Raw genomic sequence first — 26,252 nt, 5'->3', positions numbered from 1 at the left:
CAGGGAAAACTCGGTAAGCAAGACGCAAAGCGGATTGCGCTAAGAGCTACATATTCAGTGTGTCGAAAAAGAAATAGGTGGCATTGGTCTTTGTTGGCGATGAAAATTTCAATGTCAGTTTTTTTTAATCTGTTTATGCTTCATGCTTTTGTGAGGCATGGGCGGATTTTTTTATTCTTCAAACCAGTTTTCAATTATCAGATTTGAAACTTGCTTTATGTCTTTAAAATCTCTTGTGTTCCTTGTTACTAAAATCAGGTTGTTGGATATGGCAGTTGAAGCAATCAGTAAATCCATTTTTGTTGGCAGTTTTCCTTTTTGTTTTAGTCTGGAAAACATATCTGAATAAACGCTGGCGGCAAAATCATCAAAAGGAAGAATAGCAAAAAATTTCCGGATTTGATTTATGGCATAATCAAAAAGATAATCCTTTCTTTTGCCTTCTGGAAGTGATTTTATGCCAGACAATATTTCTGCCCAGACAACTGAAGAAATGCACGAATGTTCAATGTTTGCTAAAATTTTATTTACAACATTTTTGTTCGGCATGGGTTTTGAAGGTTCTGAAATTATATTCGTGTCCAACAGATATATCGGTTTCATGCTTGCCTCAAAGTTATTCAAAATCTTCTGGATGTCTTATGAACGGATCTGTATCTTTTTTTCTTGCAAAGATTGAATCAATTTCTTCATTTGTAATTTGAGGTTCAGAAAGTTTTTCAGAATAGAATTTTTTTCGCCAGTTTTTTAATGAAGTCATAAACAGTTGTTTCTTGTCTAAGGCATTGGAAGTTTCTTGATTGTTGATAACGGCTACAGTTTTTCCGTGCCTTGTAACTTGGATGCTTTCGCCTTTTTCTTCAACAAGGTGAAGGTAATATGGTAATTTGTTTTTTGCGATACCAACTGATATTGAAATCATAAAACCTCCGGTAAAAACTAAAGCAAAAATTGATTTTTTCAAGACCTTTAATAGAATAATATTATTTAGCTAAAATGTCAAATTTGTGGCTAAAATCTTGATTGATTGTAGTTTTATAATTTTTCAATAATTTGTTTTGAATTATATTCCACTTTTATTTTTCATTTTCACCTTTCAAATTTTGCAGCTTACATTCTTGTTTTTGCAAGTCGCTTAAAATCATCTTTTTTATTTTTTTGTTAGCCTGTAAAGTTCTGCAAAAAGCTGGAGGTTGAAAATGATTTTAGAGGCTGTGCTTTTGGGGCTTTCAACAGGAACTTACTGCGTAATGTACTGCGGTCCTGTGCTGATTCCGTTTTTATTCGGGACAGAAAAAATTTCTTGCAGGCGGAATACGGGATTGATTGGATTATTTTTGGCTTCAAGGCTTGCGATGTATTTTGTTCTTGGAGTTGCTTTAAGTGTGGCAGGTCTTCTTGCAAGTGAATTTTTTGATCCGTATTTTGCAAGGCGTCTTTCTGTATGCGCTTACATTTTTTGTGGGACCGCGTTGCTTTTAAATTCATTCGGCGCAAAGTTTCCCTGGAAAAAAGATGGCTGCAAATGTGCTGGCTTAAAAAAACTGGGAAACGATTATGTAACTGCGGTTTTTGCGGGGCTTGCAGTAGGGCTTCATATTTGCGCTCCTTTGTGGACTGCCATTGCCCGTTCTGTCTTTTTGACCGGCATGAAAGGAATTTTTTATCTTGTTTTCTTTTATACTGGGACACTTCCGTTTTTTCTTCCGCTTCTTGGAATTCCGTTTGTTCAGAAAATATTTCCTGTGATGAAAAGAATTTCACGGATTGCGCAACTTTTAATCGGATTTTATTTCCTTATTTTTGAAGGCTTGATAAAACTGTTTTTTTAGTTTTTTTTACAGAGGGTAAAATGATTGTTCCAGTTATTCTTTGCGGCTTGATGTCGATTGTAATTTTATTTTTTGTCATTGCCAACAATGGATTTTCCGCAGTATCTATTTTTTACGGTTTGTTTCTTATGTTTCTTTACGGAGGAATGACATTCGCAGAAAATAAAAAGAAAGGAAGCGGAACTGTATACCGCAGAATTTTTTTGACAACTTACGCGGTGTTTTTTTGCATTGGATTTATTGCGAATCTTTTTGCAGAAAGGGGAAGCATGGCAATTACCAACGAGGCTCTTGCAACCTGCGAGCTTCCGTTTTGCCACATTGTAATTCCGCAGGGACTTTTGTCTTATCTTGCAACGCAAACTGTAATTTTTCCGGCAAGAGTTTCAGGGCATTTTGCTTCAATTGCGAGTATGCTTGCAATCTGGCTTGTGTTTACGCTTGTTCTTGGACGCGGCTGGTGTGCCTGGGTTTGTTTTTACGGCGGCTGGGATGAAGGTTTTTCTCACGTCGCAAAAAAAAGGCGGATTAATCTTTTGGCGCATAACAAGGAAATCCGAGAGTTTCAGTTTGGCTTTTTGTTCTTTTTAGCTCTTGCCTGCTTTGGAACTATGTCGGCTCTTTATTGCGACTGGTTCTGCCCATATAAAATTGTAACGGAATTTTTTCCTATGACGACAATTCCTGGACTTATTGCTGGCATTATTTTTATAGGACTTTTTTTGGGACTTGTTGTTGTGCTTCCGATTTTGACTAAGCGCAGAACACAGTGCAGTTTGCTTTGTCCGTTTGGCGCATTTGCTTCTTTGACCGACAAATTAAGTCCGTTTAAAATGCGCATTGACAGTGCAAAATGCAAAGGCTGCATGAAATGTGCGCAGGTCTGTCCGTTTGGAGCAATCGATGTTGCAACAATTCAGCAGAAAAAAGCTTCGCCGGAAATTACTTGTGCAAAATGCGGAGAATGCATTGCAGTTTGTCCTGAAAAAGCAATTTCTTATCAATTTAGATTTAATAAAGCCTGCTGTTCCCCTGAGCCAAAAACAAAATTTGCAAAAGGAATTCAAAAATTCTTTGAGCCTGAAAATTTGTTCAGGTTTGCGGCCTTTACGTTCGGTGCGATTATGTCCCAAACTTTTACAATTAATTCAATCGAAATAATTTTGAAATTTTTTGCGCATTAAACATCAGCTTATTAAATTGGAGATTTAAATGAAAAAACTTGTTTATTACTTTATGACTTTTTTGTGTGCTTTTATGTGTTTCGCCGGCATTTCATTGTTTTTTATAAATGAAGATTCTGTTCAAAATTTTATGGTAAAATCGCTGAAGCTGAAAAATTCTCCTTGGCTTAACGGCGGAAAAATTGTTGCGGATTTTTTTGATGAAGTTTGTGATGACAACGGAAGCGGAAAATTAAATTATCCGCATTATGAGCAGTTTGAAAAAGGCTCGCTGGACTTGATTCGCTACACTGTGCACAAGCCTGTTTATGAAGCTGTTTGGCAGCAGCATCCGGAATACTGGCAGCTTGACCTTGAGTTTAAGTGCGGAATTCCAGATGTGCGAAACATTATGGTTTACATTGGCGCAGAAAATATGAGCGGCGGTTCAACAGAACCTTTGTTTGCAGATGCAGAAAATGTAAAGTTTGATATTTTTCATCCATGGAATTTTGCAGTATGGGTAAACAAGGAAAATGGAACTGTCTATAATTCAAGGCGCGACTTTATCTGCGAAACTGAAAACTATTTTATAAGTAACGGCAAAGAAGTTTTTGTAAGAATTCCGCTTGCACAAAAAGAACTTCAGAAATTTTATACTTCAAAAATTACTTGGCACTATGTTGTTGCTGGAGGATTTTCTGAGTGGGACAAAGGCGGGTTTTTGCCTTCAGATTCTGATGAAAAAATTTATGATTTGCTAGACGGATATTCTTTGAAAATTCCGCAGAGCCAGCAGCTTTCTTCCAGAACACTTTTTCCAGTTGAAGTAAAAATGAAAGATGAATCTTCTTTGCAAGACACAACATTTGAAAATGCAGTCAAGAAACGCTACAAGGAATTTCAGGAGCAAAAAATAATTCCGCTTGATGAAACAAAAGATGAGCCTGTTTCATTTTCTGAAAAACTTGAATATGCAATTTGTCTTTTTGAGCATGGGGAATATAAAAAAGCTGAAAAACTTTTTTCAGAACTTGTGGATGAAAACGAAAATTCTGCGCTTGCAAATGCGTACTATGGTTCGTGCCTTGCAATCCGCGGTGGAAATTCAAATGTGTTTGCGGCAATGAAACTTGTAAAGCAGTCTTTCGTTTATCTGGACAAAGCTGTTTCTCTTTGCGCCGGAAGTGATGACGAAATGGAAGTTCTTTTAAACCGTGCCAATGTCGCTTCTTCAGTTCCAGAAAGTGTATTTAAAAAATCCGCAGTGGCTGGAGCTGACTTTGAGCGCATTGCAGAGCTTTATAAATCTTGCGCGGATTTTGACAAAGATTCAGATGAAAAGAAAACAACGCTTGCATATTACTATGTTTGCGCCGCGGAAAATTTCAGGAAGGCAGGACGTGAAACAGACGCCAAGCGAAATGCCTGGTATGCAGAAAAAATTTTTCAAAAGCAGTAGAATACAGAAAATGAAAATTACGATTTTAGACAATGATTCAGGAAGTGAGGACGAAATAATTGTAAAGTGCTCAAACTTGAGTCCTGAAATAATCCGGCTTTTGAATTCTTTTAAAAGCGGAAAAGACAAACTTGCGATTTTTAAAGATTCGCAGATTGTCGTTATTGAACCAAAGGAAATTTTTTATTTTGAATCCGTGGACAACAATGTTTTTGCGTACACAAAAGAAAATGTATACGAGTCAAAGAGCAAGCTTTATCAGCTGGAAGAAGAGCTTCTTTCCAAGGATTTTATTAGAGTGAACAAAGCTGTTGTCCTGAACATAAATAAAATTGCAAAGCTTGTTCCTGCGTTCGGCGGAAGATTTGAAGCTGTCTTGAAAAACGGCTACAAAGTTATAATTTCAAGAATGTATGTTCCATTGCTAAAAGAAAAACTTGGAATGTAAGCGGAGGTTAAAAATGAATTCAGTTGCAAGAATTGTAAATATGTTTTGTGTTATTTCAACAGGAATTTTTCTTTGCTCTGGAATATACTGCTATGCTTGCTGTGGCGCAGATGTTGAGCTGCATTTGTCATACATCTTTGGAGTTTTTTTGATTGCCTTTATTTCTTCTGTTTTATACATTCCGTTTTTAAAGGAAGATGAGTTTTCAAAAGGAAAACTTATTGCCTTGCGGATTTTATATTTTTTGATTATAAACATTTTAGTTCTAGTTGTTGGTTATAAACTTGATTGGTTCATATTCGGAAATATTAAAATGCTTGTGGGAATGGAATTGGCAGTTGTTGCAGTTTTTTCTATTGTATTTCTTGTTGAATATTTAAGAAGTCTGCAGGAAGCAAAAAAAATGAACCTGCAGATTGCTAACCGTCAAAAGGAATAACTTTATTTACAGATGTTTATATTTTTTTCCATTTTCAATGCTAGCCTAATACCCGAAATTTTTTCCGCAGTTGTATGTTCCCATTGCCGCAACATAAGAAATTTCGTTTGTTTCTATGACTTGTCCGTAAACGTCTGTTAGGCGGAATTTCTTTTTCCCAGAAATTAAGTTTTGCCCGTCAACTTTGTACCAGTTGTTTTGCGAAGAGAGTCGTGTCATCTGTTTGTACGCAGAACCGTTAATGCTGATTTCAACTTTTTGCAGCGGATAGCGCATATTGTAAAATCTTCCGGCAAGCCAATTTTCATTGATTCCGTCTTTTGCCTGAAAGAAAATATTTGACTTTGTTGGGTATGGAGTTGTTTTGAATGTAACGTCAATGACCCCTAGGCTTTCATCCGCAAGTTTTGTGAATGCGTCTTTTGCAAGGTCAAAGAAATATGAACTTTTGCTTGTCCAGTTGCTGTTTAATGAAGAAGGGCAGAGGTCAGTTATAAGAGCATGAATTGTTGTTCCATTGTAAGTTATTTCAAGGGCAGTTCCCGGCGGAAGCTCTGCAAGTTTTGGTTCAGAAACTGCGCATTTATAAAATCCGTTTTCAATCTGCGGAACATAATATGCCACAGAAGCCGCATCGTACCCTTCATAAAAAGTGACAGTTCCTGTTGTTGGTTCTGTATATTTTCCTGTAAATGAAGATTCTTTTGAGCTATTGTCATCTTTGTCATCTGAAAAAATTCCGTCTAAACCTGAGCAGCTACAAAGCCCCCCCATAAGGCGGCAATGCAAACAATGGCTTTGAATAAAGAAAATAATTTAAAATGTTTCATGCAAAGATTATAAAAGCACTGTTTAACTTTTTCAACAAAATTTATTGAAGTGCCTTTTGAATTCTTTGCATTGCTTCTTCAAGAGTTTTTCGAGGGCAGGCGGCATTTATCCTCTGGAATCCGTTTCCCGATGTTCCGAAAATTTTTCCGCTGTCAAGCCAAAGTTTTGCTTTGTTGATAATCACGTCTTCAAGTTCCTGCGCATTAAGTCCAGTTCCACGGAAGTCAAGCCAAGCAAGATAAGTTCCTTCGTGGTGAATCATTTTTACGCTGGAAAGATTTTTCTGCGTGAACTCTTCAATAAAATCAATATTTGCCTTTATGTACTTTTTTACAGAAGTGAACCATTCAATTCCGTTTTGATACGCTGCTTGGCAAGCTTTTATTCCGAACACGCTCAGCTGGCTTATTCCTGCAGCGTCAACTTGTCTTTTAAATTTTTTTCTAAGCCCAGGATTTGAAATAAAAATATTTGAAATAAGCGTTCCTGCAAGATTGAAGGTTTTGCTTGGCGAAGTACAAGTTACAGTTATATTTGCAAGCTCTTCATTTAACGAAGCAAACACGTTGTGCTGCCCTTCAAAAATAAAGTCGTTATGAATTTCGTCGCTTACAACAATGACTTTGTGACGCAGACAAATTTTCCCAAGGTGCAAAAGTTCTTCCTTGTTCCAGACTCTTCCCACAGGATTATGCGGACTACACAAAAAAAACAGCTTTACGTTGTTCTGAATAATTTTATTTTCAAAGTCAGCAAAGTCAATGTGGTAGCGATTGTCGTCGCCTAAAACAAGATCGCTGCTTACAACTTTTCTTTCGTTGTCGCGGATTACTTCCATAAACGGATAGTAAACCGGCAGTTGCAAAATAACGGAATCATTTTTTTGTGTAAAGGCTTTTACCGTCATTGCAAGTGCGAACACAACGCCCGGAGTTTTTATAAGCCACTTTTCCTGAACTTTCCAGTTGTGCTGATTTTTCATCCAGCTAGAAACTGCGTTAAAGTATTCACCTTGAGTTTCTGTATATCCAAAAATTCCATGCTCGCAGACTTTTTTAAGTTCATCGGTTACATAGCTTGAAGTTTTAAAGTCCATGTCGGCAACCCAAAGCGGAAGCACATCTTCTGGAAGTCCGCGCCGAACTGCAAAATCGTATTTTAAGCAGTCTGTATTTTTTCTGTCTACGATTGTGTCAAAGTCAAGATTCCGTTCCATAAAATTCTATTCCTCTTTTTGCGCCTGTGAAAATACCCGCTCAAATTCTTTTATAAGATCATCGCAGTTTTCAATTCCAACAGAAAGCCTCAATGTTGCGTTTGTGATTCCGTTTTTTATTCTAAGTTCTTCAGGGACATCAGCGTGCGTCTGGGTTGTAGGGTAAGTTATTAAAGTTTCAACGCCACCAAGACTTTCAGCATAACGGATAAGCGAAACTTTTTCCAGAATCGAAAGCGCGAGTTTTTGCGACTTTACTTGGAATGTAATCATTGCGCCGAATCCTCTTGCCTGCCTTTTCATTATTTTGTGTCCCGGATGCTCTGAAAAACCAGGATAAATTACGCGGTTAACAAGCGGATTTTCTTTTAGCCAGTTTGCAATTTTAAATGCGTTTTCCTGCGCGCGTTCCATTCTTACAGCCAATGTTTTTATTCCACGCAAAATGAGCCAGCAGTCAAATGGCGCAAGTCCAGCTCCTGTTGTTTTTATAAGAAATCTAAGTTTTTCCTGAATTTCAGTTTTATTTGTAACAATAAATCCTGCGAGCGTATCGTTATGCCCGCCAAGATATTTTGTTCCGCTGTGAACTACGATGTCTGCGCCAAGGTTAAGCGGATTTTGAAAATACGGCGAAAGAAATGTATTGTCCACAATCAAAAGAAGTCCGTGCTTTTTTGCAATTTTAGAAAGAAGCGAAATATCAGAAACGTTCATCATCGGATTTGTGGGAGTTTCCACGTAAAGCGCCTTTGTACTTTTTGTGATTAAATTTTCAATTCCATTTTCGTCAGAAACTTTGCTGAATTCTGTGCGGATAAATTTTATTCCGTTTTTTGCTGAAACGTTGTCGAACAGCCTTATGCTTCCGCCGTAAAGATCGGAATCCACAATCAGATTGTCGCCTGGAGAAAAAAGTTCCATCAAAAGACTTATTGCAGCCATTCCGCTTGAAAGCGCAAACGCATCGATTCCGTTTTCAAGTGAAGCAACAATTTTTTCAAGCTGCTCACGAGTTGGATTTTGCAACCGCGAATAATCAAAGCCTGTGCTTTTTCCGGCTCCCGGATGCGCGTAAGTTGCTGTCTGATAAATCGGGAAGCTTACCGCGCCGTAGTGATTTTTACAGTTGTCCTCGTCTTCCAAGTGAATGCATTTTGTTTCTATTGATAACGCCATTTTTTCCGCCTAATTTTTTTATTGTCTAAATTTCGAATCTAATGTCATTGTCATAGTTGATACGACAATCTTGAATGGATTTCCCGATTCTCCTGGGGGGGAATGACATTTAAATTATATATTCAATTGGCTTTAACACACGCTGAAGAAATTTCTTTGTGCGCTCTTCTTTTGGATGCTGAAAAATCTGTGCGCTTGTGCCTTTTTCTACAACAACTCCGCCGTCCATAAAAACTACTTGAGTCGCCACGTCTTCTGCAAAACTCATTTCGTGCGTAACAACAATCATTGTAGTTCCTTCCTTTGCAAGTTTTTTTATAACGCCAAGAACTTCTCCAACAAGCTCCGGGTCAAGCGCGGATGTAGGCTCGTCAAAAAGCACAACATCAGGATTCGCCGCAATAGCACGCGCAATTCCAACACGCTGCTGCTGCCCTCCAGAAAGCTGCGACGGATAAAAATCCTTGCGTTCCAAAAGTCCGACTTTTAAAAGAGCTTCTTCCGCAGTTTTTTTTGCATCTTCCTTTGGAATTTTTCTTGCGGTAACAAGACCTTCCATTACATTTTCAAGCGCAGTTTTGTTAGTAAAAAGATTGTAGTTTTGAAAAACAAAACCGGTTTTCCTCCTCACTTGAAGAACAGTTTTTTTATGCGGATGAGAAAGGCTTGTATGTATTTCATCAAATTCCATTTCGCCTTCGTCCGCAGTTTCAAGAAAATCAAGGCAGCGCAGGAATGTTGTTTTTCCAGAGCCGGAAGGTCCAAGAATTACAACAACGTCTCCTTTTTCAACTGTCAAGTCAACGCCTTTTAATATTTCATTTTCACCAAAAGACTTGTGCACATTTTTTACTTTCAGCATTTTTCACCTTCCAATTTTAACGTGGGTCTTCCTGTTCTATAAACTGAAACTTTCTTTTCTGCCAGCCTGAAAATTTGCTGAACTATAGAACACACAATTATGTAAATTACAAAAATATCAAGATAGGACTCAATATAGTTGTAGCCGTAAGAAGCTTCAATTCTTGCAACTGCTGTAATGTCTTTTACAGTCATCATAAATGCAAGCGAAGTATTTTTTATAAGATTTACGGTGGCATTGCAGATATTTGGGAGCGCGCTTTCCAGTGCCTGTGGAATTATAATTCTTCTGTAGGTTTGATAGCTTGTAAGTCCGCAAGTAATTCCGGCTTCAAACTGGCCTTTGCTTACAGTGAGCAGGGCTGAACGGAATACTTCAGAAAGAATCGCCGTGTTGTTCAATGAAAATACAATGTAAGCGTAGACAATCGGATTTATTTTGAACACATCTATTGAGCTTCCGGCATTTTTAAAAACTGAATTTAAAAGCGACGGAATTATTGAATACACAACAAGAATCTGAAGAACAATCGGAGTTCCTCTTATAAATGAAACAAAAAATGCGCAAAGTTGCGAAAGAACTTTTAATTTGTGTATTCTGCAAAGCGCAATCAAAAATCCAATCGCAATTCCACCTGCAAAAGCCACGGCGGTTATTTTTAAAGTAACAGGAAGAGCTTTAAAAGAAAGCCAGAATGTTCTAAAGAAAAATTCCACGTCAAACATAAGTTCTCCCAGTTAAAAAGTTTTTCTTCCGCGTGAAAAATATTTTTCCAGCTTGCCGAAAATCTGCTCAATAGAAATTGTGAGCGTCCAGTAAATGAGCGCAAGAGCTGTATAAGTTTCCACAGCATAAGCTCCAAAATTCATGCTTATAAAGAGATTTCCTTTTCCCATTACGTCCACAAGTCCGATTGTATATGCAAGCGAGCCTTCCTTTAAAAGAGCAATCAAACTGTTTCCAAGATTCGGAAGCGACACTGCAAATGCCTGCGGAAAAATTATCCGCCAAAAGCTTTGGAACTCTGTAAGCCCGGAAGTTAATGCAGCTTCTCTTTGGCCTTTTGGGACGCTTAGATAGCTTGCTCTCATTATTTCCGCCGCGCTTGCTGAAAACAAAAGTCCCAGCGCAAGAATAACAAAAAATGATTTTGCCCAGCTGTTTATGTCAACTTTGAATATTGCCCAAAACAAATTTGGAAGCCCATAAAAAACTACAAACAGCATTACAATAGAAGGCGTGCATCTGAATGCGTTTATTATAAAGGAAGAAATTTTCCTTGGTGCATTGCGTGAAGAAAGCATTCCTTTTGCAAGAAAAAATCCTATAAAAAGCCCAGTCAAAATTGTTCCTGCGATAATCCTAAAAGTTACCAAAAGATAAGGCAAAAGAACTGGAATAAGCTCAAGAATTTTTTCAGGATAAAATGGTCTGTCCATGGTTTTACGGTGCTCCCAAAGTTAACGTTTTTATTCTACAGAGGAAAAAATGTCCTCGCCAAAATACTTCTGTGAAAGTTTTTCGAGCGTGCCGTTTTCCTTGAGCGTTTTTATTGCTTCGTCATAAGCGTTTGCAAGAGCCTGATTTTTTCTATTGAAAAGCGGCCAGGTTGGAATCGCCTTGTATGGAACATAAGAAAGCTTGTCTTTGTATTTTGCGTAAGGCGCGCCTTCTTTTTCAATGTTGTTCTGGAACGAAAGCTTTATGTCTACCCGGGCATCGTATCTGCCTTCAACAACCCAAACATATCCGTCTGCCGCTTCGAACTGATCGCCTGCCACAAGTTTTACCTTTGCATTTGGATTTTGCTTGTTGTATTCATCGATAATGTTGTACTGCGCATTCGAAGGTCCGATTGGAACAAGTTTTCCTGAAAACTTTGCAAACGATTTCATGTCTGTTATTTTATCCGCTGTGTCTTTTCTGATTACAATTCCAATGATGCTGGCTCCAATTGGAGTCTGCGGAAAAATATATTTTTTCTTTCGCTCTTCTGTAATCCAAACGCCTTTTGTTCCAACATCATATTTTCCCTGAAGAACTCCAATCAAAAGGTCATCGTCGGAAGTCGGAAAATATTCAAATTCGTACTGCGGAAGAAGCTTGTCAACTTCTTTTAGAACAGCAACTTCAAATCCGTCAGATTCACCTTTGTCGTTTACAAAATCATAAGGAACATAATAGTTTGTGTGAGCCACGCGGATTTTCTGAATTTTTCCGCCCGATTTTTTGGGTTTTGCAGAAAGCGGAATAATCGCTGCCAATGCAATAAAAGCTAAAATTGTTTTTTTCATAATTCACCTCGTTTATTTTTTCTGTCATTGCCGCACTTGTTCCAGCAATGACAATTTGAATTGTATATTTTTTACTCTGCGGCTTCTCGAATCCACTCAAGATGCTGCAAATCTGTGTTGCGCGGAATTGTGCAGTCCGCTCCAAGAATTATTCCAGTGCGTCCAGAATCTTTTAAAATCTGTTTTGTTTCAGCTTGAATTTTTTCTTTTGTTCCGCTAAAAAGAATTCCGTCTGTTGTGTTTGCGAATCCGCCGATTATTGTTTTTCCGCCGAAAATTTTTTTTGCTTCTGCAAGCGAAACTCCTTCAACAACAGAAGCAAAGTTTACAGCGTTTGCAGGATAATTTTTGAACAGCGAAAGATTGTTTCTTGCTCCCTCGTAGCCGCAAACGTGCAAAATATTTATTCCGCCTGCGCCAATTGCGGCATTCAGCACAGAAAGTTCCGACGGAGAAATTATTTCCGCATACAAATCAGGTCCTACAAAAGCGTCTTGAATTGTCTGCACGCTAAGGTAAATTCCGTCCGCCTTGCCTTCGCTTATTACGGCTTCTGCAACTGCCTGTGTGTTTTTTGCAATTACGCTCAGCGCATAAAGAACTGCGTATTTGTCTTCTTTTATGAACTGCGCAAGTTTTTTGTCTGCGCCTTCAACGCTCCATTTAAATGCTGTTGCCGGAGCAAAAATGTTGTAAAAAGTAAGAACTTCATTTCCGAACGAAGAAGTAAGCTCCTTTACAAGCGAAACTTGCTCTGTTATCCAGCTGTCGTCTTTGGAAACTGAGTTTAATTCATAAAGTTCTTTTGCGGATTTTACATTGCTCAAAAACTTTGCTGTCTTTGGTTCAAAAAAATATCCGTCGCTCATAAGTTTTACAAAGTCCGGCTTGAATTCCTGAACGAATTTTTTGTGCCCGTCCAAGTTTTCCTTTCTCATCTCTGGATTTTCTGAAACAGGAAGCATTTCGTTTTTTGTATAATGAAACCAAAATCCCACAGGAACACGCTCTGTTGGTTTATTGTTCAGTGCGTCAAGCACAAGTTGCTTTTTGTTTGGCATATTTTCCTCCAATCCTCTGTAAGTAAGAGTGAATTTTTCCGCGCGATGAAGAAACAATACAGATTATTTCCTATTGGTTCAATAGGTTTATTTATACTGTTTTTTTATATTGAGCTATAGAAGAAACCTATAACTGATTAATGTTAATTAACTTGAAAATTCGACTAATGTCATTATCTGGTTAGACCCGATAATCGGCAAAATATAGAACTTTTTGATAGTACTTCGTTATGGAAATTAATAATGGTGAAGTATTTTTACTTTAAAATATGGATTTTAACCAAAAACTAAAGTATATTGAAACAATGTTTTTGCCAGTTTGCAGAAAAGACCTTGAAGAACGGGGAATAGACCAGCTTGATTTTGTTTTTGTTTCCGGGGACGCTTATGTTGACCATCCGTCTTTTGCAGCGGCTCTTTTGGGGCGGCTTTTGGAATCCCGCGGATACACTGTAGGAATTTTGTGCCAGCCTGACTGGAAATCTGCGGAAAGTTTTAAAGTTCTTGGACAGCCTCGTCTTGCGTTTCTTGTAACATCGGGCGCAATGGACAGCATGGTTTCAAATTATACTGCGAATAATAAGCCGCGCTCGGAAGATTCTTATTCTCACGGCAGCGAGAAAGGTCATCGTCCGGACAGAGCTGTAATTCAGTATGTGGCAAAAATCCGCGAAGCATATAAAGGCGCAAATGTTATTATCGGTGGAATAGAAGCAAGCCTGCGCCGCACAGCCCACTATGACTACTGGTCAAACACAGTAAAGCATTCTGTTCTTTTAGATTCAAAAGCCGACCTTCTTATTTACGGAATGGGCGAAAAAGCTCTTCTTGAAATTGCATCTCAGCTTAGCAAAGGAATTCCTGCGCGGAAAATTCGCGGCGTAAGAGGAACTTGCTGGTTCACTGGCAAAAAAGATGAAGTTCCATCTGATGCTGTAGTTCTTCCTTCATTTGAAGATGTAAGCAAAAACACTAAAGAAAGCAAAGAAAAATTTGCCCTGTCTTATAAAATTCAAGAGGAAAACACAGATGCAATAAACGGAAGCGTTCTTGCAGAGCCTTCTGAAAGCCGTTTTGTCATTCAGGAAAAAGCCTCATTTCCTCTTTCACAGGCTGAATTTGATTCGATTTATGAGCTTCCTTTTGAACGTAAGTGGCATCCGATGTATGATGTGGCTGCTTCAAATGGCAAAAAAGGAATTCCTGCTCTTTCCGAAGTAAAATTCAGTCTTACAAGCTGCCGCGGATGTTTTGGAGCTTGCAGTTTTTGCGCAATAACTTTTCATCAGGGGCGGCGCATTCAGTCCAGAAGCCACGAAAGCCTTTTGTCCGAAGCTAAAAAAATGACGCAAGACTCAGACTTTAAAGGATATATTCATGATGTTGGCGGGCCTACTGCGAATTTTAGAAGTGATGCCTGCGAGTTTCAAAAGAAAAACGGAGCGTGCAAAAACCGTGATTGCCTTGGAGTTTCTCCGTGCCCGAATGTGAAAGCCGACCACAAAGATTACATAGAGCTTTTAAAAAAACTTCGTTCACTTCCAAATGTAAAAAAAGTTTTTATAAGAAGCGGAATAAGGTTTGACTATCTTATGCTTGATAAAGACAAAACATTCTTGTACGAGCTTTGCAAGCACCATGTTTCCGGGCAGCTTAAAGTTGCTCCCGAACACGTTAGCGACAAAGTCCTTGCCCTTATGAGAAAAAGCACGCACGCTGTCTATGAAAAATTTTCTGCAGAATATGCAAAGGCGAACAAAGAGCTTGGGCTTAAACAATATTTAGTTCCATATTATATTGCGGGGCATCCTGGAGCCGGAATTCCAGAAGCAATTGAAACAGCTCTTTATTTAAAGAAAACAGGTTTTGTTCCAGACCAAGTACAGGATTTTTATCCAACTCCGGGAAGCCTTGCCACTTGCATGTATTACACAGGTCTTAATCCGCATGAAAAAAATTCAGACGGAAAATTTAAAGAAGTCTATGTTGCCCGCGGCGGACACGAACGAAGGCTTCAGCGCGCTTTGCTTCAGTTTAACAAAAAAGAAAATGCCCAGCTTGTAAAAGAAGCATTGATTCAGACGGGAAGAGCGGATTTAATAAGAATTTTATTATAAAATTCCGCTTAAAAATGCAAAAATTCAGTTGTTTTTGTGAAAAAAATTTCCGTGGGGGGGGGCAACTGTTGTAAAAATAATTTTTGTGGGATATAATTTAGCCATGTATAACCAAATATAGATTGCAAATTTGCATTGCAAAATTGCATATCGGCTGCCGTTTTCATTTAGGATTTATTTAAATCGTAAAAACGGCTTAAAAAGCTTAATCATAAAGCGAGACTTTAATTGGCTTTTTATGGAGGCAGTGTTATGGCAAAAAAAAGATCTTTTTCTATTCTGATGGGCATTGCGTCTTTTCTTCTTTTGAGCAGTGTTTTTTCCCTTTGTTTCTTTCTATATAAAAACCGTTTGTCTTCTGCGCTTGTAAATACCAAGCTAAAAAATCCAAGGGCGAATGTACTATTTGTAAGCTCAATGCCAAACTCTTATGTCGTTGAGCTTCAGAAAAAAGGAATAAGAAATGTTTTCCTAAAGAACAATGTAAATGTTGATATTGAATATTTTGAGCCTGATGATTTCTATGATAAAAAGCTTCCTGAATTTTTAAAGGAACGCATTAAGTTTTTGCAACAAGACACAAAATATAATGCCGTTCTTGTAAGCGGAAATAATGCGTGCAATTTTGTTGAGCGCAATAGCGACACTCTTTTTTCAGGAATTCCTATTGTGTTCTTTTGCATAGAAAGCAATATTAGAGCAGAACGTCTTTACGAAAAAAAGAATTTCTGGGGAATTGCCACAACAAGGTTTTTGGCGGACACAATTTCAGTTGCAAGAAAACTTTTTCCTTCTGCGGAACATTATGTTGCCATTTACGACAAAACCGACGCTGGCTATGAAAACTACAATGTTTTTATAAACGCCGGTGAAAAAATTCCTGATGTAGAGCTTTCAGGAATAGACACTTCTGAACTTACAAAAGAACAAATTGGACAAAAACTTTCTGCGCTGGATGACAAGACTGTTGTGTTTTATCTGGGAGCTTCGCAAGATGTCAATGGCAAAAAGTATTCCATGGAAGAGCAGTCGGACTTTATTGTAAAGAACACATCCGCGCCTGTATTCAGCCACAATGCGAACGGCGTAGGATTCGGCTTTCTTGGCGGAAAAATGGTTGACTACGAAAAAGCCGGTGCTCTTGCCGCAAAAATGGCTCTTGATATTATTGACGGTGAAAAATATGTTCCGTTTCAAAGAATAAAAGACGGAAAATTTATTTTTGACTACAAGGCAATCGAAGAGCACAAGTTAAAGCCTTCCGCATTTCCGCTGAATTCAGTATTTGTAAATATTCAGGATCAAATGCAAAAAAACAGCCACGGAATTTTGTTTGGAATAATCGGAATTGTAGTTTCACTTCTTATTTTTATTGCTGTTTCTTTGGTTTTGATAATCACGGAAGTAAGAAATTCCCATGAGCTTCGTTGTTCAAACTTAAAAATGGAATATATGCTTGGACACGATTCGCTTACAGATTTGCCGAACAGATTCAAGGCTCAGGCTGTGTTCAATGACATTCAGGAATCCGGAAAAAAGTTTTCTCTTATACTCTTTGACATTGACGACTTTAAAAATATAAACGACTTTTATTCCCATGCTTGTGGCGACATTGTTTTAAAGACAATTTCTTCAAGGCTCAAGGCTTATTCTGCCGGAAAAGATATTTTTGTTTCGCGGTTCGGCGGAGATGAATTCCTTGTTCTTTATCTTGAAAAGCAGCTGAATGAGGATTCCATTGAAATTCAAGAGCTTAGAACTGTTTTTGAAAGCCCGATAAAATATGAAGAAAACAATATCCATATTCAGTCTAGTTTTGGAATTGTAAATTCCAATGACGATGAAATGGAAAACATGATTCAAAATGCGGACATTGCGCTTTACCGTGCAAAAAATTCAGGCAAGAACAAGACTGTTTTCTTTAACGAGAAAATGCGCGACCGAATATTTGAAAACAACCGCATTTCAAGAATCCTTGACGATGCTATTGCAAACGACGGAATTTGGGTTGCGTATCAGCCGCAGATTGATGTTGAAACTGGAGAAATCCACGGATACGAAGCGCTTATGAGACTAAAGAACAGCAAAGTTTCGCCGGCGCAGTTTATTCCGATTGCAGAAGAAACCGGGCAGATTATAAAAATTGACAGAATCCTTACAGAAAAAGTTGTAAGGCAGATGGCGGAATGGCGCGAGCACGGAATTCCTTTGTACAAGGTTTCTATAAATTATTCTTACAGCCAGGTTTCGGACGTTCATTATGTTGATTTCCTTGAAGAGCTTTTAAAGCGTTATAATATTCCGCCGGAACTTATCTGCATTGAAATTACAGAAAGCCTCTTTATTTCAAACAAGGAAGCGGTTTCCAAACTTTTGAATGAATTTGTAAAGCGCGGAATTTCTCTTGCCTTGGACGACTTTGGAACTGGATACTCTTCTCTTAGCTATCTTACGTTCCTGCCGATTAATGTTGTGAAAATCGACAAATCGCTTGTGGACAATTATCTTTCCAATGAAAAAGGCGACTTTATAAAGAACATTGTGCGTCTTGTTCATTCGCTTGCAATGAAGCTTACTGTTGAAGGCGTTGAGCATCAGTGGCAGAATGAAAAGCTTAAGACTTTCCATTGCGACTATATTCAGGGCTACTATTATTCAAAGCCGATTTCCGGGGCAGAAATAGAAGACTTTAACAGAAAATTCCGCAGCATTGGATAATAAATTTATTGCTGTCATTATCCGGCTTGACTTGATAATCAAAATTACAATTGTTCAGAAATATCGCAGTATCAAGCCCGATAATGACCTTAATGTTTAATTTTATAATTTGTACAAACTCTGTCATTGCCGCACTTGATGCGGCAATCAATAATTCAATCTTGTAGTTTGCATGGATTCATTTTATAATGGGTCTATGCAAAATGCAGTTTTGATTTTTAATGCCCGGCTTGTTGATGCTAATACCGATAAAAAAAAATCCGCAGTTCTTTTAGCTTGCGGAAAAATTAAATCATTTCCAGACAAAGATTCTCTAAAAAAACTTTTAAATGACGACTCAATTTTTAAACTTGATGCCAAAGGACTTTGCGTTTTGCCTTCATTCATTGATATGCACTCGCATTTTAGAGATCCTGGTCTTACTCAAAAAGAAGACATTGAAACTGGTTCTTGTGCGGCCGCAGCTGGTGGTTTTTCCACTTGTGTTCTTATGCCGAATACAAATCCTGTTGTTTCAAGTCCAGTGCAGGCAGAGCTTAATAATAAAAAGGCTTTTGAATTTGGAAAATGCAGGACAATTCAGGCTGTTTCAATTACCAAAGATTTTGACGGAAAAACTATAAGCCACCTTGAATCTCTTGATCAAAAAAAAGTTCCGGTTATAAGCGAAGACGGAAAGGAAGTTTGCAACAGTTTTGTTATGCTTGAAGCGATGAAAATTGCCGCTAAAAAGAAAATTGTTGTTTCGTGCCATTGCGAAGATCCTTTTTTGGCAGAAAACGCGCGTCCGTTTAGAAAAGCAGCATTGGAAGTTCTTTCAAAAGAAAATGTTTCGCCTGCTGAAAAAAAAGATGCTGCAAATAATTTAAGAAAAGCCGATTCGCTTTTGGCTTGTGCTGAAGATACTGCGACTTTTAGAAACCTTAGGCTTGCAAAAGATGCCGGCTGCCATATTCATCTTTGCCACGTGAGCACTGCCGCTTGTGTAGAGGCTGCAAAAAAAGCGCGTCAAGAAGGAGTTGACGTAACTTTTGAAATTACGCCGCATCATATTTTTATGAACGGAGAAAAAGCTCCAGGCATTTTTAATATTGTAAATCCGCCGCTACGCTCAGAAAACGACAGGCTCGCTTTGATTAAGGCCTTAAAAGACGGAACTGCGGACTGCATTGCAACCGACCATGCGCCGCACACTGCTTTGGACAAAAAAAACGGCAGTCCTGGATTCAGCGGACTTGAAACTGCATTTTCCGCCTGCCATACAATGCTTGTAAAAGAACACGGCATGAGTTTAAAAAAACTTTCAGAGCTTATGAGCGCAAACCCAGCAAAAATTCTTGGCTTAAAAAACGAAGGACTTTTAAAGGAAGGATTTGCAGCTAATCTTGTTCTTGTTGACTTGGAAAAGCAATGGACTGTGCGCGGTCAGAAATTTGCAAGCAAAGGAAAATTTACGCCGCTTGAAGGAAAAAAACTTTTGGGCTTTATAAAGGCGACATTCTTTAACGGCAACATTGTTTTTTCATCATTGTAACAGTTATTTTTTTTTGGTAAAATCAGCGCATGGTAATTTCTTCTATAGATTTAAAAGGCGGCCATGTTGTTCAGCTGAAAAACGGAAAAGATCTTGTTCTTCAGCGTGATGATGCCGACTCATTGATTTCAGAATTCAATAAATATGGCGAAGTTGCAGTTATAGATTTGGATGCGGCTTTGGGAAATATTGACGAAAAAGGGAACACAGCGAACACTGAGCTTTTAAAGTCTCTTTTGCGCAAGGGAAATGTTCGTGTTGGCGGCGGAATCAGAACTGTAAAAAAAGCACGCGAGCTTGTTTCGCTTGGAGCTGAAAAAATTATAATTGGCTCTGCGGCTTGGAATCTTGATAGAAAAAACGGCGGATCAATTCTTAATACACAGTTCCTTGACGAGCTTGCATCTTCAATTGGAAAACAGCGCATTATAATTTCAGTAGACGCAATTAATGGAAAAATCGCAGTAAAAGGCTGGACAGAAACCGCAGACATTTCTTTGATTGAAGGCGCGCGAGAAGCTGAAAAATACGCCTCCGAGCTTTTGTTTACTTGCGTGGAAAAAGAAGGCTGTATGCAGGGAACGGATATGGAGATGGTAAAGCAGCTCCGTGATTCTGTAAAATGCCGTGTTGTTGCGGCTGGAGGAGTAAATTCCCTTGAGCAGATTGTTCAGCTTGAAAAACTTCATTGCGATGTTCAGCTTGGAATGGCATTGTATACTGGAGCTGTAAATCTTAAGGAAAGCTTTATAAATTGCATTGACTGGGAAAAGACAAACGGAATGGTTCCGGTTATTGCCCAAAGTCCTGCTGGCGAAGTTCTAATGATGGGCTATTCAAATAAAGAAGCCTTGGAAAAAACTTTTGAGCTTGGAAAACTTACTTTCTTTAGCCGCACAAGAAATACTCTTTGGACAAAAGGTGAAACTTCCGGCCATTGTCTTGAGCTTGTAAAACTTCGTGCTGACTGCGACAGGGACACAATTCTTGCGACTGTTATTCCGCATGGAGGAGTTTGCCACACAGGAAGCTTTAATTGTTTTTCTAGCGAGGCTGATGAAAAAAGCAGCATGGAGCGTCTTTACGGAACAATTGCAGAACGTTTTGCAAATCCGCGTCCGGGAAGCTATACTGCGACTTTAAATGACAAGCGTGTCCGCGAAAAAATCCTAGAAGAAGCAGAAGAACTTACAGAGGCTGAAGGAAAAGACGAAGTAATCTGGGAAGCCGCCGACTTGCTTTATTTTGCGAGCGTCCTTATGTACAAGGAAGGCGTAACTTGGCAGGATGTTTACAACGAGCTTGACAGAAGACATAAAAAATAATTTTGGAGTTTAATATGAAAGAACTTGAATTGAAATATGGCTGCAATCCGAATCAAAAGCCGGCTAGAGTTTACATGGAAAACGGAGAGCTTCCTGTAACTGTTGTAAATGGAAAGCCTGGCTATATAAATTTGCTTGACGCGCTTAATGGCTGGCAGCTTGTAAAGGAATTAAAAGAAGCAACCGGCCTTCCTGCTGCAACATCTTTTAAGCATGTTTCTCCTGCCGGAGCTGCGGTTGGTCGCCCTTTGAGCAGCACACTTAAGCAGATTTATTACACTGATGATGTTGAGCTTACTCCTTTGGCGTGTGCTTATGCAAGAGCTCGCGGTGCAGACAGAATGTCTTCTTTTGGAGACTTTATTGCTCTTAGCGACAAATGCGACAAGGCAACTGCTCTTTTAATAAAGAAAGAAGTTTCCGACGGAATAATTGCTCCGGGCTATGATGATGATGCTCTTGAAATTCTAAAGGCAAAGAAAAAAGGCGGATATTGCGTTCTTCAAATTGATGAAAACTATGTTCCTTCCGAAATAGAAAAGAAGCAAGTGTTTGGCGTAACTTTTGAACAGGGACACAATTTTATAAAACTTGATGATAATTGCTTAAAAAATATTGTAACAAAAAACAAGGCTCTCACAAAAGAAGAACGCGACAACCTTTTGATTTCCCTGATTATCTTAAAATACACCCAGTCCAACAGCGTCTGCTATGTAAAGGATGGCCAGGCAATTGGAATTGGAGCCGGGCAGCAGAGCCGCATTCACTGCACACGTCTTGCAGGCGACAAGGCAGACAAATGGTGGCTTAGACAGAGTCCGCAGGTTTTAAATTTAAAATTCAAAGCAGACATAAAAAGAGCAGATCGCGACAACACAATCGATGTTTATACAAGCGATGATTATGATGATGTTCTTGCTGAAGGAACATGGCAGAATTTCTTTGCGGAAAAGCCAGCAGTGTTTACACGTGAAGAGCGCAAGGCTTGGATTGCAAAAAATACAGATGTCGCAGTGGGCAGCGATGCATTCTTCCCATTTGGAGACAACATTGAGCGTGCGCACAGAAGCGGAGTAAAAGTTATAGCTCAGCCGGGCGGCTCAATCCGCGATGATAATGTTATTGAAACTTGCGACAAATACAACATGGTTATGGCGTTTACAGGAATCAGACTTTTCCATCACTAATGCTTTTTTTGTCATTTTCGTGGCGGGGCGAGTGTCATTGCCCAGTTTGACTGGGTAATCTCTTGCTAAATCTATTTTTAGGTTTAATATTGAGTTTTGACAATGAAAGTAAAATAACTTTTTTACAGGAATTCAGTATTCAACCTTTCAATTTTCCAGAATATCTACAAGATGGGAGCCTGCGCCTAAAAGTTCGGGGCGTTCAGCGTTGCAAATCTGATATTCAATGAATTTTTTAAAAGTTTCTTCTGTCATTGCGTTCAGTTGTTTGCGCATAAAGTCTGCAGGTCCGTCCGGAGAAAATATTTTTATCCTCTTTAATTCGCTTAGTTTGTTCAGCCGGTCAATATCTTCTAGGCGCACATAGTCGTAAAGTTCATTTTCTTTTGGAATTATGTGAAAGTCGTTAGAAATATTTTTGCTTTTTATAAGATCAGTAATTCTATTTTGCGCAAAGCAATATGAAAGAATGCTGTATTCGTTTAAAAGATACGCGGCAAAAATTGTTCCGCCTTTTTTTGTTATTCTGCGCGCTTCTTTTAAAGCTGTAAGTTTTTCTTTTTCTTTATGAAGATGATAAAGAGGACCAAAAACAATTGTCGCATCAAAAGTTTCATCTGGCAAAAAACTAAGGTCAAGAGCGTTTCCCGGCCAGCATTTTACGCGCTCGTGCTTGGACTCAAGTATTTCAAGATTATGTTTTACAAGCTCAACCGCCGTAACATCAAAGCCTTCTTTTGCAAGGGCAACTGAATACCTTCCTGTTCCGGCTCCAATGTCCGCAATCTTAAAAAGCCGTTTGTCTTGCGTAGGAAGAAAATCATGGATGTATTTCATTGCGACGGCGAATTCAACTTTGCCGTGCCGCGTTAAAAGCCTGTTTTCTTCCTTGTGCTTATTGTAATGTTTTTCTATTTCTGTCATTTTTTTTGTTAAGCATTGCAAGAATAAAAATCATAAGAATTCCGCCTGCAATCATCATAAGACAGAAAATTTGTCCTGTGCTAAGATTTAAAAGCGAAGTGTTTGTGTAGATTGCAGCGTCTTTTGTTGCAGAAATTCTGTAGCCAATGTCTGCGTCAGGCTCGCGGAAATATTCTATAAAAAATCTTACAAAGCCGTAGCCAACCGTGTAGCACGCTGTAAGAAATCCGTCGAACGGTTTTTTCTTTCTTAGGCACCAAATAAGAAGAAAAAGCAAAAGTCCTTCAAAAAGAGCTTCGTAAAGCTGGCTTGGATGCCGCGGAAGATTTACAAGCTTTGCGCCGCCAAGAGACATTCCTATTGAAGAAGCAAATTCTTTTACCCAGTCTAAGCTTGAAGAAAAAGTTTCTGCGCGTGGAAAGACAATTCCCCAAGGAGCTTTTGTTATTCTGCCGTAAAGTTCTCCATTCATAAAGTTTCCGACTCGTCCAAAAGTGTAGCCAAGCGGAATTGCAACTGCCATTGCATCAATCCATTTGAGCGCAGGCTTTTTGTGTTTTTTGCACCAGATTAGCATTCCCACAAGTCCGCCGAGGAATCCGCCGTGATAGGACATTCCCGCAAGACCTGTGAATCTTTTTGTTACTGTGTCGAACGGCCAGAAAATTAGCCAAGGCTTTTTCCAGTAAAGCCCGGAAGTATCATACACAAGCGTTGAAAAAATCCGCGCGCCTGCCAAAAGAAAAATAATTCCGAATGCAATAAAGCTGAAAATATCATCTTCCGTAGTTTTTGAATCTGGCGTGTCCAATGCGCCTTCACGCTGAATTTTCCGCAGAATATAAAAAGCTGTTCCAAATGCGATTATGTACATAAGACCGTACCAGCGCACAAGTCCCAAAAGCGGAACTCCGGGAAAAAGCTCCGGATGAATCCAAGACGGATATTTTATATATAAAAGAGAATTTAGCATTTTGTCTTACACCTTGAAGCCTTTTGCCGCTGCTTCCAGAAGTTTTTTCTTTAATAGATTGTTTTCGTTTTTTAACCTTGTAAGCTCGTATTGCTGCTGCTTTAAAGTTTCTGCAAGTTCCCCGGCAGTAAGCGCGCCAGTTCCTGCAAGCTCTTCTATGTAAGCCATTTTTTGCCCAAAGTCGTCATTGGCTTCTTCTGTGGCAATTTCAAATGAAGTGTCTGAAGCCTGGGTTATGTCATAGCTGTCGTCAAACTTTAAAGTTTCGGACTGAATTATTTTTTCTGCAATTCTGTAGATTGCCTGGCCTATAATTGACTGCGGCTTGTAAGCAATGACTGGCAGTCTTGAAGAAAGAGCCTTGTCCTGCAAAGTGTCGCGGTAGATTACGCCAAGATGATCCAAGTCCAAGTCCAAATACTGCTGGCATGAACGGCGGATTCTTTGCGCTCTGTCTGCGTCTTTTGGGTCATCTATCATATTAAGCACGAGCCGCGGATGAAATTCATTTATACGCTTTTTGAACAATGCAGTTCCTTCCGGGTCTTCTTTTTCAAGAATTTCAACAAGCTTTGGAATATAAAGCCTCTGGAGCGAAAGCGAATCTTTTTTTAGCGACTCAAGATATTTGTAGCCTGCGCTTCCTTTCTTAAAAGTATTGTACATCATGCGGAACATTACATTCTTAAGAAAAAGATAGCCGTTCAATGTGGCGGTAACAGTCGGAGCTGTAACAACAATTCCCTGCGGAGAAAGAAGAAACATATCAAGAATTGTAAGATGGGTTCCTGCTCCCAAGTCCAAAATCAGATAGTCGAATTTAGATTCCTGTTTATTGAAGCTTTTTATAAGCTCGTTTTTCTGGCTGACTTTTAGTGAAGTAAGCCCAGGAATTTCAGAATCGCCTGCAATAAAACTTACATTGTCGTAGTCTGTTGGGCAAATTATGTCTTCAAACTTGCTTTCGCCTGTAAGGAATGTGCCGACTCCTGCCTTTGGGTTAGGATGGCCTATTACAAGATGAAGGTTTGAAGCTCCCAAATCCAAATCAATGAGAAGAACTTTTTTGCCTGCCTGTCCTAGGGCAATTGCAAGGTTTGCGCTTAAAAGGCTTTTTCCAACGCCGCCTTTGCCGCTTGCTACTGGAATAATCTGCATAATGCAATTGTATCATAGAATACTTTGATTTTAAAGACAGAGTTTAAAAAATAGACCTGGTAAATCTTGTTGCGCAGTCTGCTTACTATTTTCTTGCGTAACTTTTTTAGAAATGTTAAATTTCAATCAGTGAGAGATGAATCATTTATGGAAGAATATATGAAAAAGATTGTTTTTTTTGTCTGCCTAGTTTTTAGTTTTGCTTGTTTTGCTCAGGCTCCTGATTTTAACCTTGATGCTGAAAATGCGTTTGTCCTTGATGCCAATTCTATAGCTGGAAAAGCAAGAGAAGATGTAAAGCTTATAAACGAAACAGACGAGCAGCTTGGCTTTGAAGTTTACTATTATGACAATAAAAATAATTCCTGGCAGTTTTACGGAAGAGCATTCTTAAAGGGTTTTTACGATTCAGAAGATGTTGATTCCCGCATGGAAGACCGCATTGCTCAAATACAGTATTTTGCTGTAGTTCCTAAAAATAACAAAGTTTACAACTACCGTGCGCAAAAAATTGACAATGACCTTTGCATTTTTGTAATGCCGGATTCCGAATTTGATTTTGAAAAGGAGCTTGAATCTGCCTTTGTAATTGATTCAGACAATATAAAAGGAAGATTTTATGACGAAATAGAATTTGTAAATCTTACTGATGATTATGGAATTTCATTTGTTGTCTATGCTTCAGATTATAAAGATAAAGGCTGGAAAAAAGCCGGCGGTGTTACTCTGCAAGAATATAATGATTCAGAAGACTTGGAATCTCCTATTGAAAAAACACTTCGTAATTTTAGATACTTTGCAATTGTCTCAAAAAACGGAAAAGACTACAATTTTGAAGCAAGAAAACAAAAAGGCGACCTTGTTATATTTGTAAGAAATTAGCGCATTCATTTCTGCCACTAAAATAGAAGAACGCATTTAAAAACTTGACAGATATTTATAGCGTATGTAGTATGTAAATATGATTTATGAATGGGACAATAAAAAGAATGAATATAACAAGAAAAATCATGATGGAATCAGTTTTGAATTTGCTGTCCGTGTTTTTCTTGATGAAAAACGTATTGAAAAATACGACAGTAGCCATTCAACAGATACAGAAGATCGTTGGAATGTAATCGGAATGGTTGACGACATTCTTTTTGTTGTGTACACGGAACGCAATGACAGGACTCGTATTATTTCTGCTAGAAAAGCGACAAAGGAGGAAACAGATGAATACTATGACGACTATGACCTTAGATGAGTTGAAAAAACTTCCGCCACTTACAGAGGCTGAAAAAGCGATTATAAGAAATGCTCGTGCGACACCTGCTGAAGATTGCCCTGCGATGACAAAAGAAGAATTAAAGGAATTTCAGCCGTGGTATAAAAAAATAAAAAAAACAGTTACTATAAATCTTGATTCGGGGGCGATTTCTTATTTCAAGGAGCTTGCGGAAGAGACAGGTATTTCTTACCAGAATCTTATAAACCTTTATCTTGTTCAGTGCGCAAAAGAAAAGAAGCGTCCTGTTTTTGCATAATGT

General features: G+C 38.6%; 26 protein-coding genes. 13 read left to right on the top strand and 13 right to left on the bottom strand.

Translation table 11 applies throughout. The annotated features are described in order from the left end of the window. Positions 1 to 171: 171 nt before the first annotated feature. The gene (locus B4C08_RS00585) at positions 172 to 603 is read right to left on the bottom strand and encodes a PIN domain-containing protein (RefSeq protein WP_296662123.1); all 432 of its coding nucleotides are present in this window, start codon (positions 601 to 603) and stop codon (positions 172 to 174) included. A gap of 13 nt (positions 604 to 616) precedes the next feature. Continuing rightward, positions 617 to 922, bottom strand: coding sequence for a type II toxin-antitoxin system Phd/YefM family antitoxin (locus tag B4C08_RS00580; protein WP_295796421.1), 306 nt, complete (start codon positions 920 to 922; stop codon positions 617 to 619). A gap of 277 nt (positions 923 to 1,199) precedes the next feature. On the opposite strand from B4C08_RS00580, the gene B4C08_RS00575 reads away from it, so the two are divergent. Genes B4C08_RS00575 through B4C08_RS00555 form a run of 5 tightly spaced genes read left to right on the top strand, consistent with a single transcriptional unit; the run spans position 1,200 to position 5,344 of the window. Further along, the gene (locus tag B4C08_RS00575; RefSeq protein ID WP_296662122.1) at positions 1,200 to 1,832 is read left to right on the top strand and encodes a sulfite exporter TauE/SafE family protein; all 633 of its coding nucleotides are present in this window, start codon (positions 1,200 to 1,202) and stop codon (positions 1,830 to 1,832) included. Between the two features lie 20 nt (positions 1,833 to 1,852). Continuing rightward, a complete protein-coding gene (locus B4C08_RS00570) occupies positions 1,853 to 3,016 on the top strand; it encodes a 4Fe-4S binding protein (protein ID WP_296662121.1) in 1,164 nt (387 codons plus the stop codon). A 28-nt stretch (positions 3,017 to 3,044) separates the two neighbouring features. Continuing rightward, positions 3,045 to 4,457 carry a glucodextranase DOMON-like domain-containing protein gene (locus tag B4C08_RS00565; RefSeq protein ID WP_296662120.1) on the top strand — a complete coding sequence of 471 codons (1,413 nt, stop codon included), beginning with the start codon at positions 3,045 to 3,047 and terminating at the stop codon, positions 4,455 to 4,457. Positions 4,458 to 4,467: 10 nt separating this feature from the next. Continuing rightward, positions 4,468 to 4,905: a LytTR family DNA-binding domain-containing protein gene (locus tag B4C08_RS00560; protein WP_296662119.1), complete on the top strand. Its 438-nt coding sequence runs from the start codon at positions 4,468 to 4,470 to the stop codon at positions 4,903 to 4,905. A 13-nt stretch (positions 4,906 to 4,918) separates the two neighbouring features. Then, positions 4,919 to 5,344, top strand: a complete 426-nt coding sequence (locus B4C08_RS00555; RefSeq protein ID WP_296662118.1) for a DUF3021 family protein — start codon at positions 4,919 to 4,921, stop codon at positions 5,342 to 5,344. A 45-nt stretch (positions 5,345 to 5,389) separates the two neighbouring features. Here B4C08_RS00555 and B4C08_RS00550 read toward each other — a convergent pair whose 3' ends face one another. The 8 genes from B4C08_RS00550 to B4C08_RS00515 form a co-directional block, all read right to left on the bottom strand. Continuing rightward, positions 5,390 to 6,118: an RlpA-like double-psi beta-barrel domain-containing protein gene (locus B4C08_RS00550; RefSeq protein ID WP_296662117.1), complete on the bottom strand. Its 729-nt coding sequence runs from the start codon at positions 6,116 to 6,118 to the stop codon at positions 5,390 to 5,392. 97 nt (positions 6,119 to 6,215) lie between these two features. Then, positions 6,216 to 7,391 (bottom strand): MalY/PatB family protein, encoded by a 1,176-nt coding sequence (locus tag B4C08_RS00545; RefSeq protein ID WP_296662116.1) that lies wholly within the window; start codon positions 7,389 to 7,391, stop codon positions 6,216 to 6,218. A 6-nt stretch (positions 7,392 to 7,397) separates the two neighbouring features. Then, a complete protein-coding gene (locus tag B4C08_RS00540; protein WP_296662115.1) occupies positions 7,398 to 8,570 on the bottom strand; it encodes a trans-sulfuration enzyme family protein in 1,173 nt (390 codons plus the stop codon). A gap of 109 nt (positions 8,571 to 8,679) precedes the next feature. Further along, on the bottom strand, positions 8,680 to 9,432 hold the full coding sequence (locus B4C08_RS00535) for an amino acid ABC transporter ATP-binding protein (protein ID WP_296662114.1): 753 nt from the start codon (positions 9,430 to 9,432) through the stop codon (positions 8,680 to 8,682). Continuing rightward, complete coding sequence (locus B4C08_RS00530) at positions 9,426 to 10,157, bottom strand: amino acid ABC transporter permease (RefSeq protein ID WP_296662113.1); 732 nt, start codon at positions 10,155 to 10,157, stop codon at positions 9,426 to 9,428. The genes B4C08_RS00535 and B4C08_RS00530 overlap by 7 nt, the downstream gene beginning before the upstream one ends. A gap of 12 nt (positions 10,158 to 10,169) precedes the next feature. Further along, on the bottom strand, positions 10,170 to 10,871 hold the full coding sequence (locus tag B4C08_RS00525) for an amino acid ABC transporter permease (protein WP_296662112.1): 702 nt from the start codon (positions 10,869 to 10,871) through the stop codon (positions 10,170 to 10,172). 30 nt (positions 10,872 to 10,901) lie between these two features. Continuing rightward, positions 10,902 to 11,726 carry a transporter substrate-binding domain-containing protein gene (locus B4C08_RS00520; protein ID WP_296662111.1) on the bottom strand — a complete coding sequence of 275 codons (825 nt, stop codon included), beginning with the start codon at positions 11,724 to 11,726 and terminating at the stop codon, positions 10,902 to 10,904. Between the two features lie 71 nt (positions 11,727 to 11,797). Then, the gene (locus B4C08_RS00515) at positions 11,798 to 12,787 is read right to left on the bottom strand and encodes a uroporphyrinogen decarboxylase family protein (protein ID WP_296662110.1); all 990 of its coding nucleotides are present in this window, start codon (positions 12,785 to 12,787) and stop codon (positions 11,798 to 11,800) included. Between the two features lie 269 nt (positions 12,788 to 13,056). Here B4C08_RS00515 and B4C08_RS00510 point away from each other — a divergent pair, with 269 nt between their 5' ends. The 5 genes from B4C08_RS00510 (at position 13,057) to B4C08_RS00490 (ending at position 21,668) form a co-directional block, all read left to right on the top strand. Further along, positions 13,057 to 14,904: a YgiQ family radical SAM protein gene (locus B4C08_RS00510; RefSeq protein WP_296662109.1), complete on the top strand. Its 1,848-nt coding sequence runs from the start codon at positions 13,057 to 13,059 to the stop codon at positions 14,902 to 14,904. Positions 14,905 to 15,156: 252 nt separating this feature from the next. Beyond that, entirely contained in the window at positions 15,157 to 17,622 is a 2,466-nt protein-coding gene (locus B4C08_RS00505; protein ID WP_296662108.1) for an EAL domain-containing protein, read from the top strand. 196 nt (positions 17,623 to 17,818) lie between these two features. Next, entirely contained in the window at positions 17,819 to 19,156 is a 1,338-nt protein-coding gene (locus B4C08_RS00500) for a dihydroorotase (RefSeq protein ID WP_296662107.1), read from the top strand. A 29-nt stretch (positions 19,157 to 19,185) separates the two neighbouring features. Then, positions 19,186 to 20,481 (top strand): bifunctional phosphoribosyl-AMP cyclohydrolase/phosphoribosyl-ATP diphosphatase HisIE, encoded by a 1,296-nt coding sequence (gene hisIE / locus B4C08_RS00495; RefSeq protein ID WP_296662106.1) that lies wholly within the window; start codon positions 19,186 to 19,188, stop codon positions 20,479 to 20,481. A gap of 14 nt (positions 20,482 to 20,495) precedes the next feature. After that, positions 20,496 to 21,668, top strand: coding sequence for a phosphoribosylaminoimidazolecarboxamide formyltransferase (locus tag B4C08_RS00490; protein ID WP_296662105.1), 1,173 nt, complete (start codon positions 20,496 to 20,498; stop codon positions 21,666 to 21,668). Positions 21,669 to 21,815: 147 nt separating this feature from the next. Here B4C08_RS00490 and B4C08_RS00485 read toward each other — a convergent pair whose 3' ends face one another. The 3 genes from B4C08_RS00485 to B4C08_RS00475 are packed head-to-tail and all read right to left on the bottom strand — an operon-like array spanning position 21,816 to position 24,723. Then, entirely contained in the window at positions 21,816 to 22,592 is a 777-nt protein-coding gene (locus B4C08_RS00485; RefSeq protein ID WP_296662104.1) for a class I SAM-dependent methyltransferase, read from the bottom strand. Then, complete coding sequence (gene lgt, locus B4C08_RS00480) at positions 22,564 to 23,565, bottom strand: prolipoprotein diacylglyceryl transferase (protein WP_296662103.1); 1,002 nt, start codon at positions 23,563 to 23,565, stop codon at positions 22,564 to 22,566. Before lgt ends, B4C08_RS00485 begins: the two co-directional genes overlap by 29 nt. A 6-nt stretch (positions 23,566 to 23,571) precedes the next feature. Continuing rightward, on the bottom strand, positions 23,572 to 24,723 hold the full coding sequence (locus B4C08_RS00475; protein ID WP_295798921.1) for an AAA family ATPase: 1,152 nt from the start codon (positions 24,721 to 24,723) through the stop codon (positions 23,572 to 23,574). Between the two features lie 159 nt (positions 24,724 to 24,882). Between B4C08_RS00475 and B4C08_RS00470 the strand changes: the two genes are divergently transcribed. The 3 genes from B4C08_RS00470 (at position 24,883) to B4C08_RS00460 (ending at position 26,249) form a co-directional block, all read left to right on the top strand. Continuing rightward, entirely contained in the window at positions 24,883 to 25,605 is a 723-nt protein-coding gene (locus B4C08_RS00470) for a hypothetical protein (protein WP_296662102.1), read from the top strand. Positions 25,606 to 25,684: 79 nt separating this feature from the next. Continuing rightward, on the top strand, positions 25,685 to 25,969 hold the full coding sequence (locus B4C08_RS00465; RefSeq protein WP_296662101.1) for a BrnT family toxin: 285 nt from the start codon (positions 25,685 to 25,687) through the stop codon (positions 25,967 to 25,969). Then, positions 25,938 to 26,249: a hypothetical protein gene (locus B4C08_RS00460; RefSeq protein WP_296662100.1), complete on the top strand. Its 312-nt coding sequence runs from the start codon at positions 25,938 to 25,940 to the stop codon at positions 26,247 to 26,249. The genes B4C08_RS00465 and B4C08_RS00460 overlap by 32 nt, the downstream gene beginning before the upstream one ends. Positions 26,250 to 26,252: the final 3 nt, after the last annotated feature.

It is taken from the genome of Treponema sp. UBA753 (genome assembly GCF_002297325.1).
GTDB lineage: Bacteria > Spirochaetota > Spirochaetia > Treponematales > Treponemataceae > Treponema_D.
Note: the sequence above shows the minus strand (reverse complement) of the source record. Positions and strands in the feature narration are given on the sequence as shown.

Excerpts from the sequence above, each read along its gene's own strand:
- B4C08_RS00585 (WP_296662123.1), bottom strand. The coding sequence starts at position 603 with ATGAAACCGATATATCTGTTGGACACGAATATAATTTCAGAACCTTCA.
- B4C08_RS00580 (WP_295796421.1), bottom strand. The coding sequence starts at position 922 with ATGATTTCAATATCAGTTGGTATCGCAAAAAACAAATTACCATATTAC.
- B4C08_RS00575 (WP_296662122.1), top strand. The coding sequence starts at position 1,200 with ATGATTTTAGAGGCTGTGCTTTTGGGGCTTTCAACAGGAACTTACTGC.
- B4C08_RS00570 (WP_296662121.1), top strand. The coding sequence starts at position 1,853 with ATGATTGTTCCAGTTATTCTTTGCGGCTTGATGTCGATTGTAATTTTA.
- B4C08_RS00565 (WP_296662120.1), top strand. The coding sequence starts at position 3,045 with ATGAAAAAACTTGTTTATTACTTTATGACTTTTTTGTGTGCTTTTATG.
- B4C08_RS00560 (WP_296662119.1), top strand. The coding sequence starts at position 4,468 with ATGAAAATTACGATTTTAGACAATGATTCAGGAAGTGAGGACGAAATA.
- B4C08_RS00555 (WP_296662118.1), top strand. The coding sequence starts at position 4,919 with ATGAATTCAGTTGCAAGAATTGTAAATATGTTTTGTGTTATTTCAACA.
- B4C08_RS00550 (WP_296662117.1), bottom strand. The coding sequence starts at position 6,118 with ATGGGGGGGCTTTGTAGCTGCTCAGGTTTAGACGGAATTTTTTCAGAT.
- B4C08_RS00545 (WP_296662116.1), bottom strand. The coding sequence starts at position 7,391 with ATGGAACGGAATCTTGACTTTGACACAATCGTAGACAGAAAAAATACA.
- B4C08_RS00540 (WP_296662115.1), bottom strand. The coding sequence starts at position 8,570 with ATGGCGTTATCAATAGAAACAAAATGCATTCACTTGGAAGACGAGGAC.
- B4C08_RS00535 (WP_296662114.1), bottom strand. The coding sequence starts at position 9,432 with ATGCTGAAAGTAAAAAATGTGCACAAGTCTTTTGGTGAAAATGAAATA.
- B4C08_RS00530 (WP_296662113.1), bottom strand. The coding sequence starts at position 10,157 with ATGTTTGACGTGGAATTTTTCTTTAGAACATTCTGGCTTTCTTTTAAA.
- B4C08_RS00525 (WP_296662112.1), bottom strand. The coding sequence starts at position 10,871 with ATGGACAGACCATTTTATCCTGAAAAAATTCTTGAGCTTATTCCAGTT.
- B4C08_RS00520 (WP_296662111.1), bottom strand. The coding sequence starts at position 11,726 with ATGAAAAAAACAATTTTAGCTTTTATTGCATTGGCAGCGATTATTCCG.
- B4C08_RS00515 (WP_296662110.1), bottom strand. The coding sequence starts at position 12,787 with ATGCCAAACAAAAAGCAACTTGTGCTTGACGCACTGAACAATAAACCA.
- B4C08_RS00510 (WP_296662109.1), top strand. The coding sequence starts at position 13,057 with ATGGATTTTAACCAAAAACTAAAGTATATTGAAACAATGTTTTTGCCA.
- B4C08_RS00505 (WP_296662108.1), top strand. The coding sequence starts at position 15,157 with ATGGCAAAAAAAAGATCTTTTTCTATTCTGATGGGCATTGCGTCTTTT.
- B4C08_RS00500 (WP_296662107.1), top strand. The coding sequence starts at position 17,819 with ATGCAAAATGCAGTTTTGATTTTTAATGCCCGGCTTGTTGATGCTAAT.
- hisIE (WP_296662106.1), top strand. The coding sequence starts at position 19,186 with ATGGTAATTTCTTCTATAGATTTAAAAGGCGGCCATGTTGTTCAGCTG.
- B4C08_RS00490 (WP_296662105.1), top strand. The coding sequence starts at position 20,496 with ATGAAAGAACTTGAATTGAAATATGGCTGCAATCCGAATCAAAAGCCG.
- B4C08_RS00485 (WP_296662104.1), bottom strand. The coding sequence starts at position 22,592 with ATGACAGAAATAGAAAAACATTACAATAAGCACAAGGAAGAAAACAGG.
- lgt (WP_296662103.1), bottom strand. The coding sequence starts at position 23,565 with ATGCTAAATTCTCTTTTATATATAAAATATCCGTCTTGGATTCATCCG.
- B4C08_RS00475 (WP_295798921.1), bottom strand. The coding sequence starts at position 24,723 with ATGCAGATTATTCCAGTAGCAAGCGGCAAAGGCGGCGTTGGAAAAAGC.
- B4C08_RS00470 (WP_296662102.1), top strand. The coding sequence starts at position 24,883 with ATGAAAAAGATTGTTTTTTTTGTCTGCCTAGTTTTTAGTTTTGCTTGT.
- B4C08_RS00465 (WP_296662101.1), top strand. The coding sequence starts at position 25,685 with ATGATTTATGAATGGGACAATAAAAAGAATGAATATAACAAGAAAAAT.
- B4C08_RS00460 (WP_296662100.1), top strand. The coding sequence starts at position 25,938 with ATGAATACTATGACGACTATGACCTTAGATGAGTTGAAAAAACTTCCG.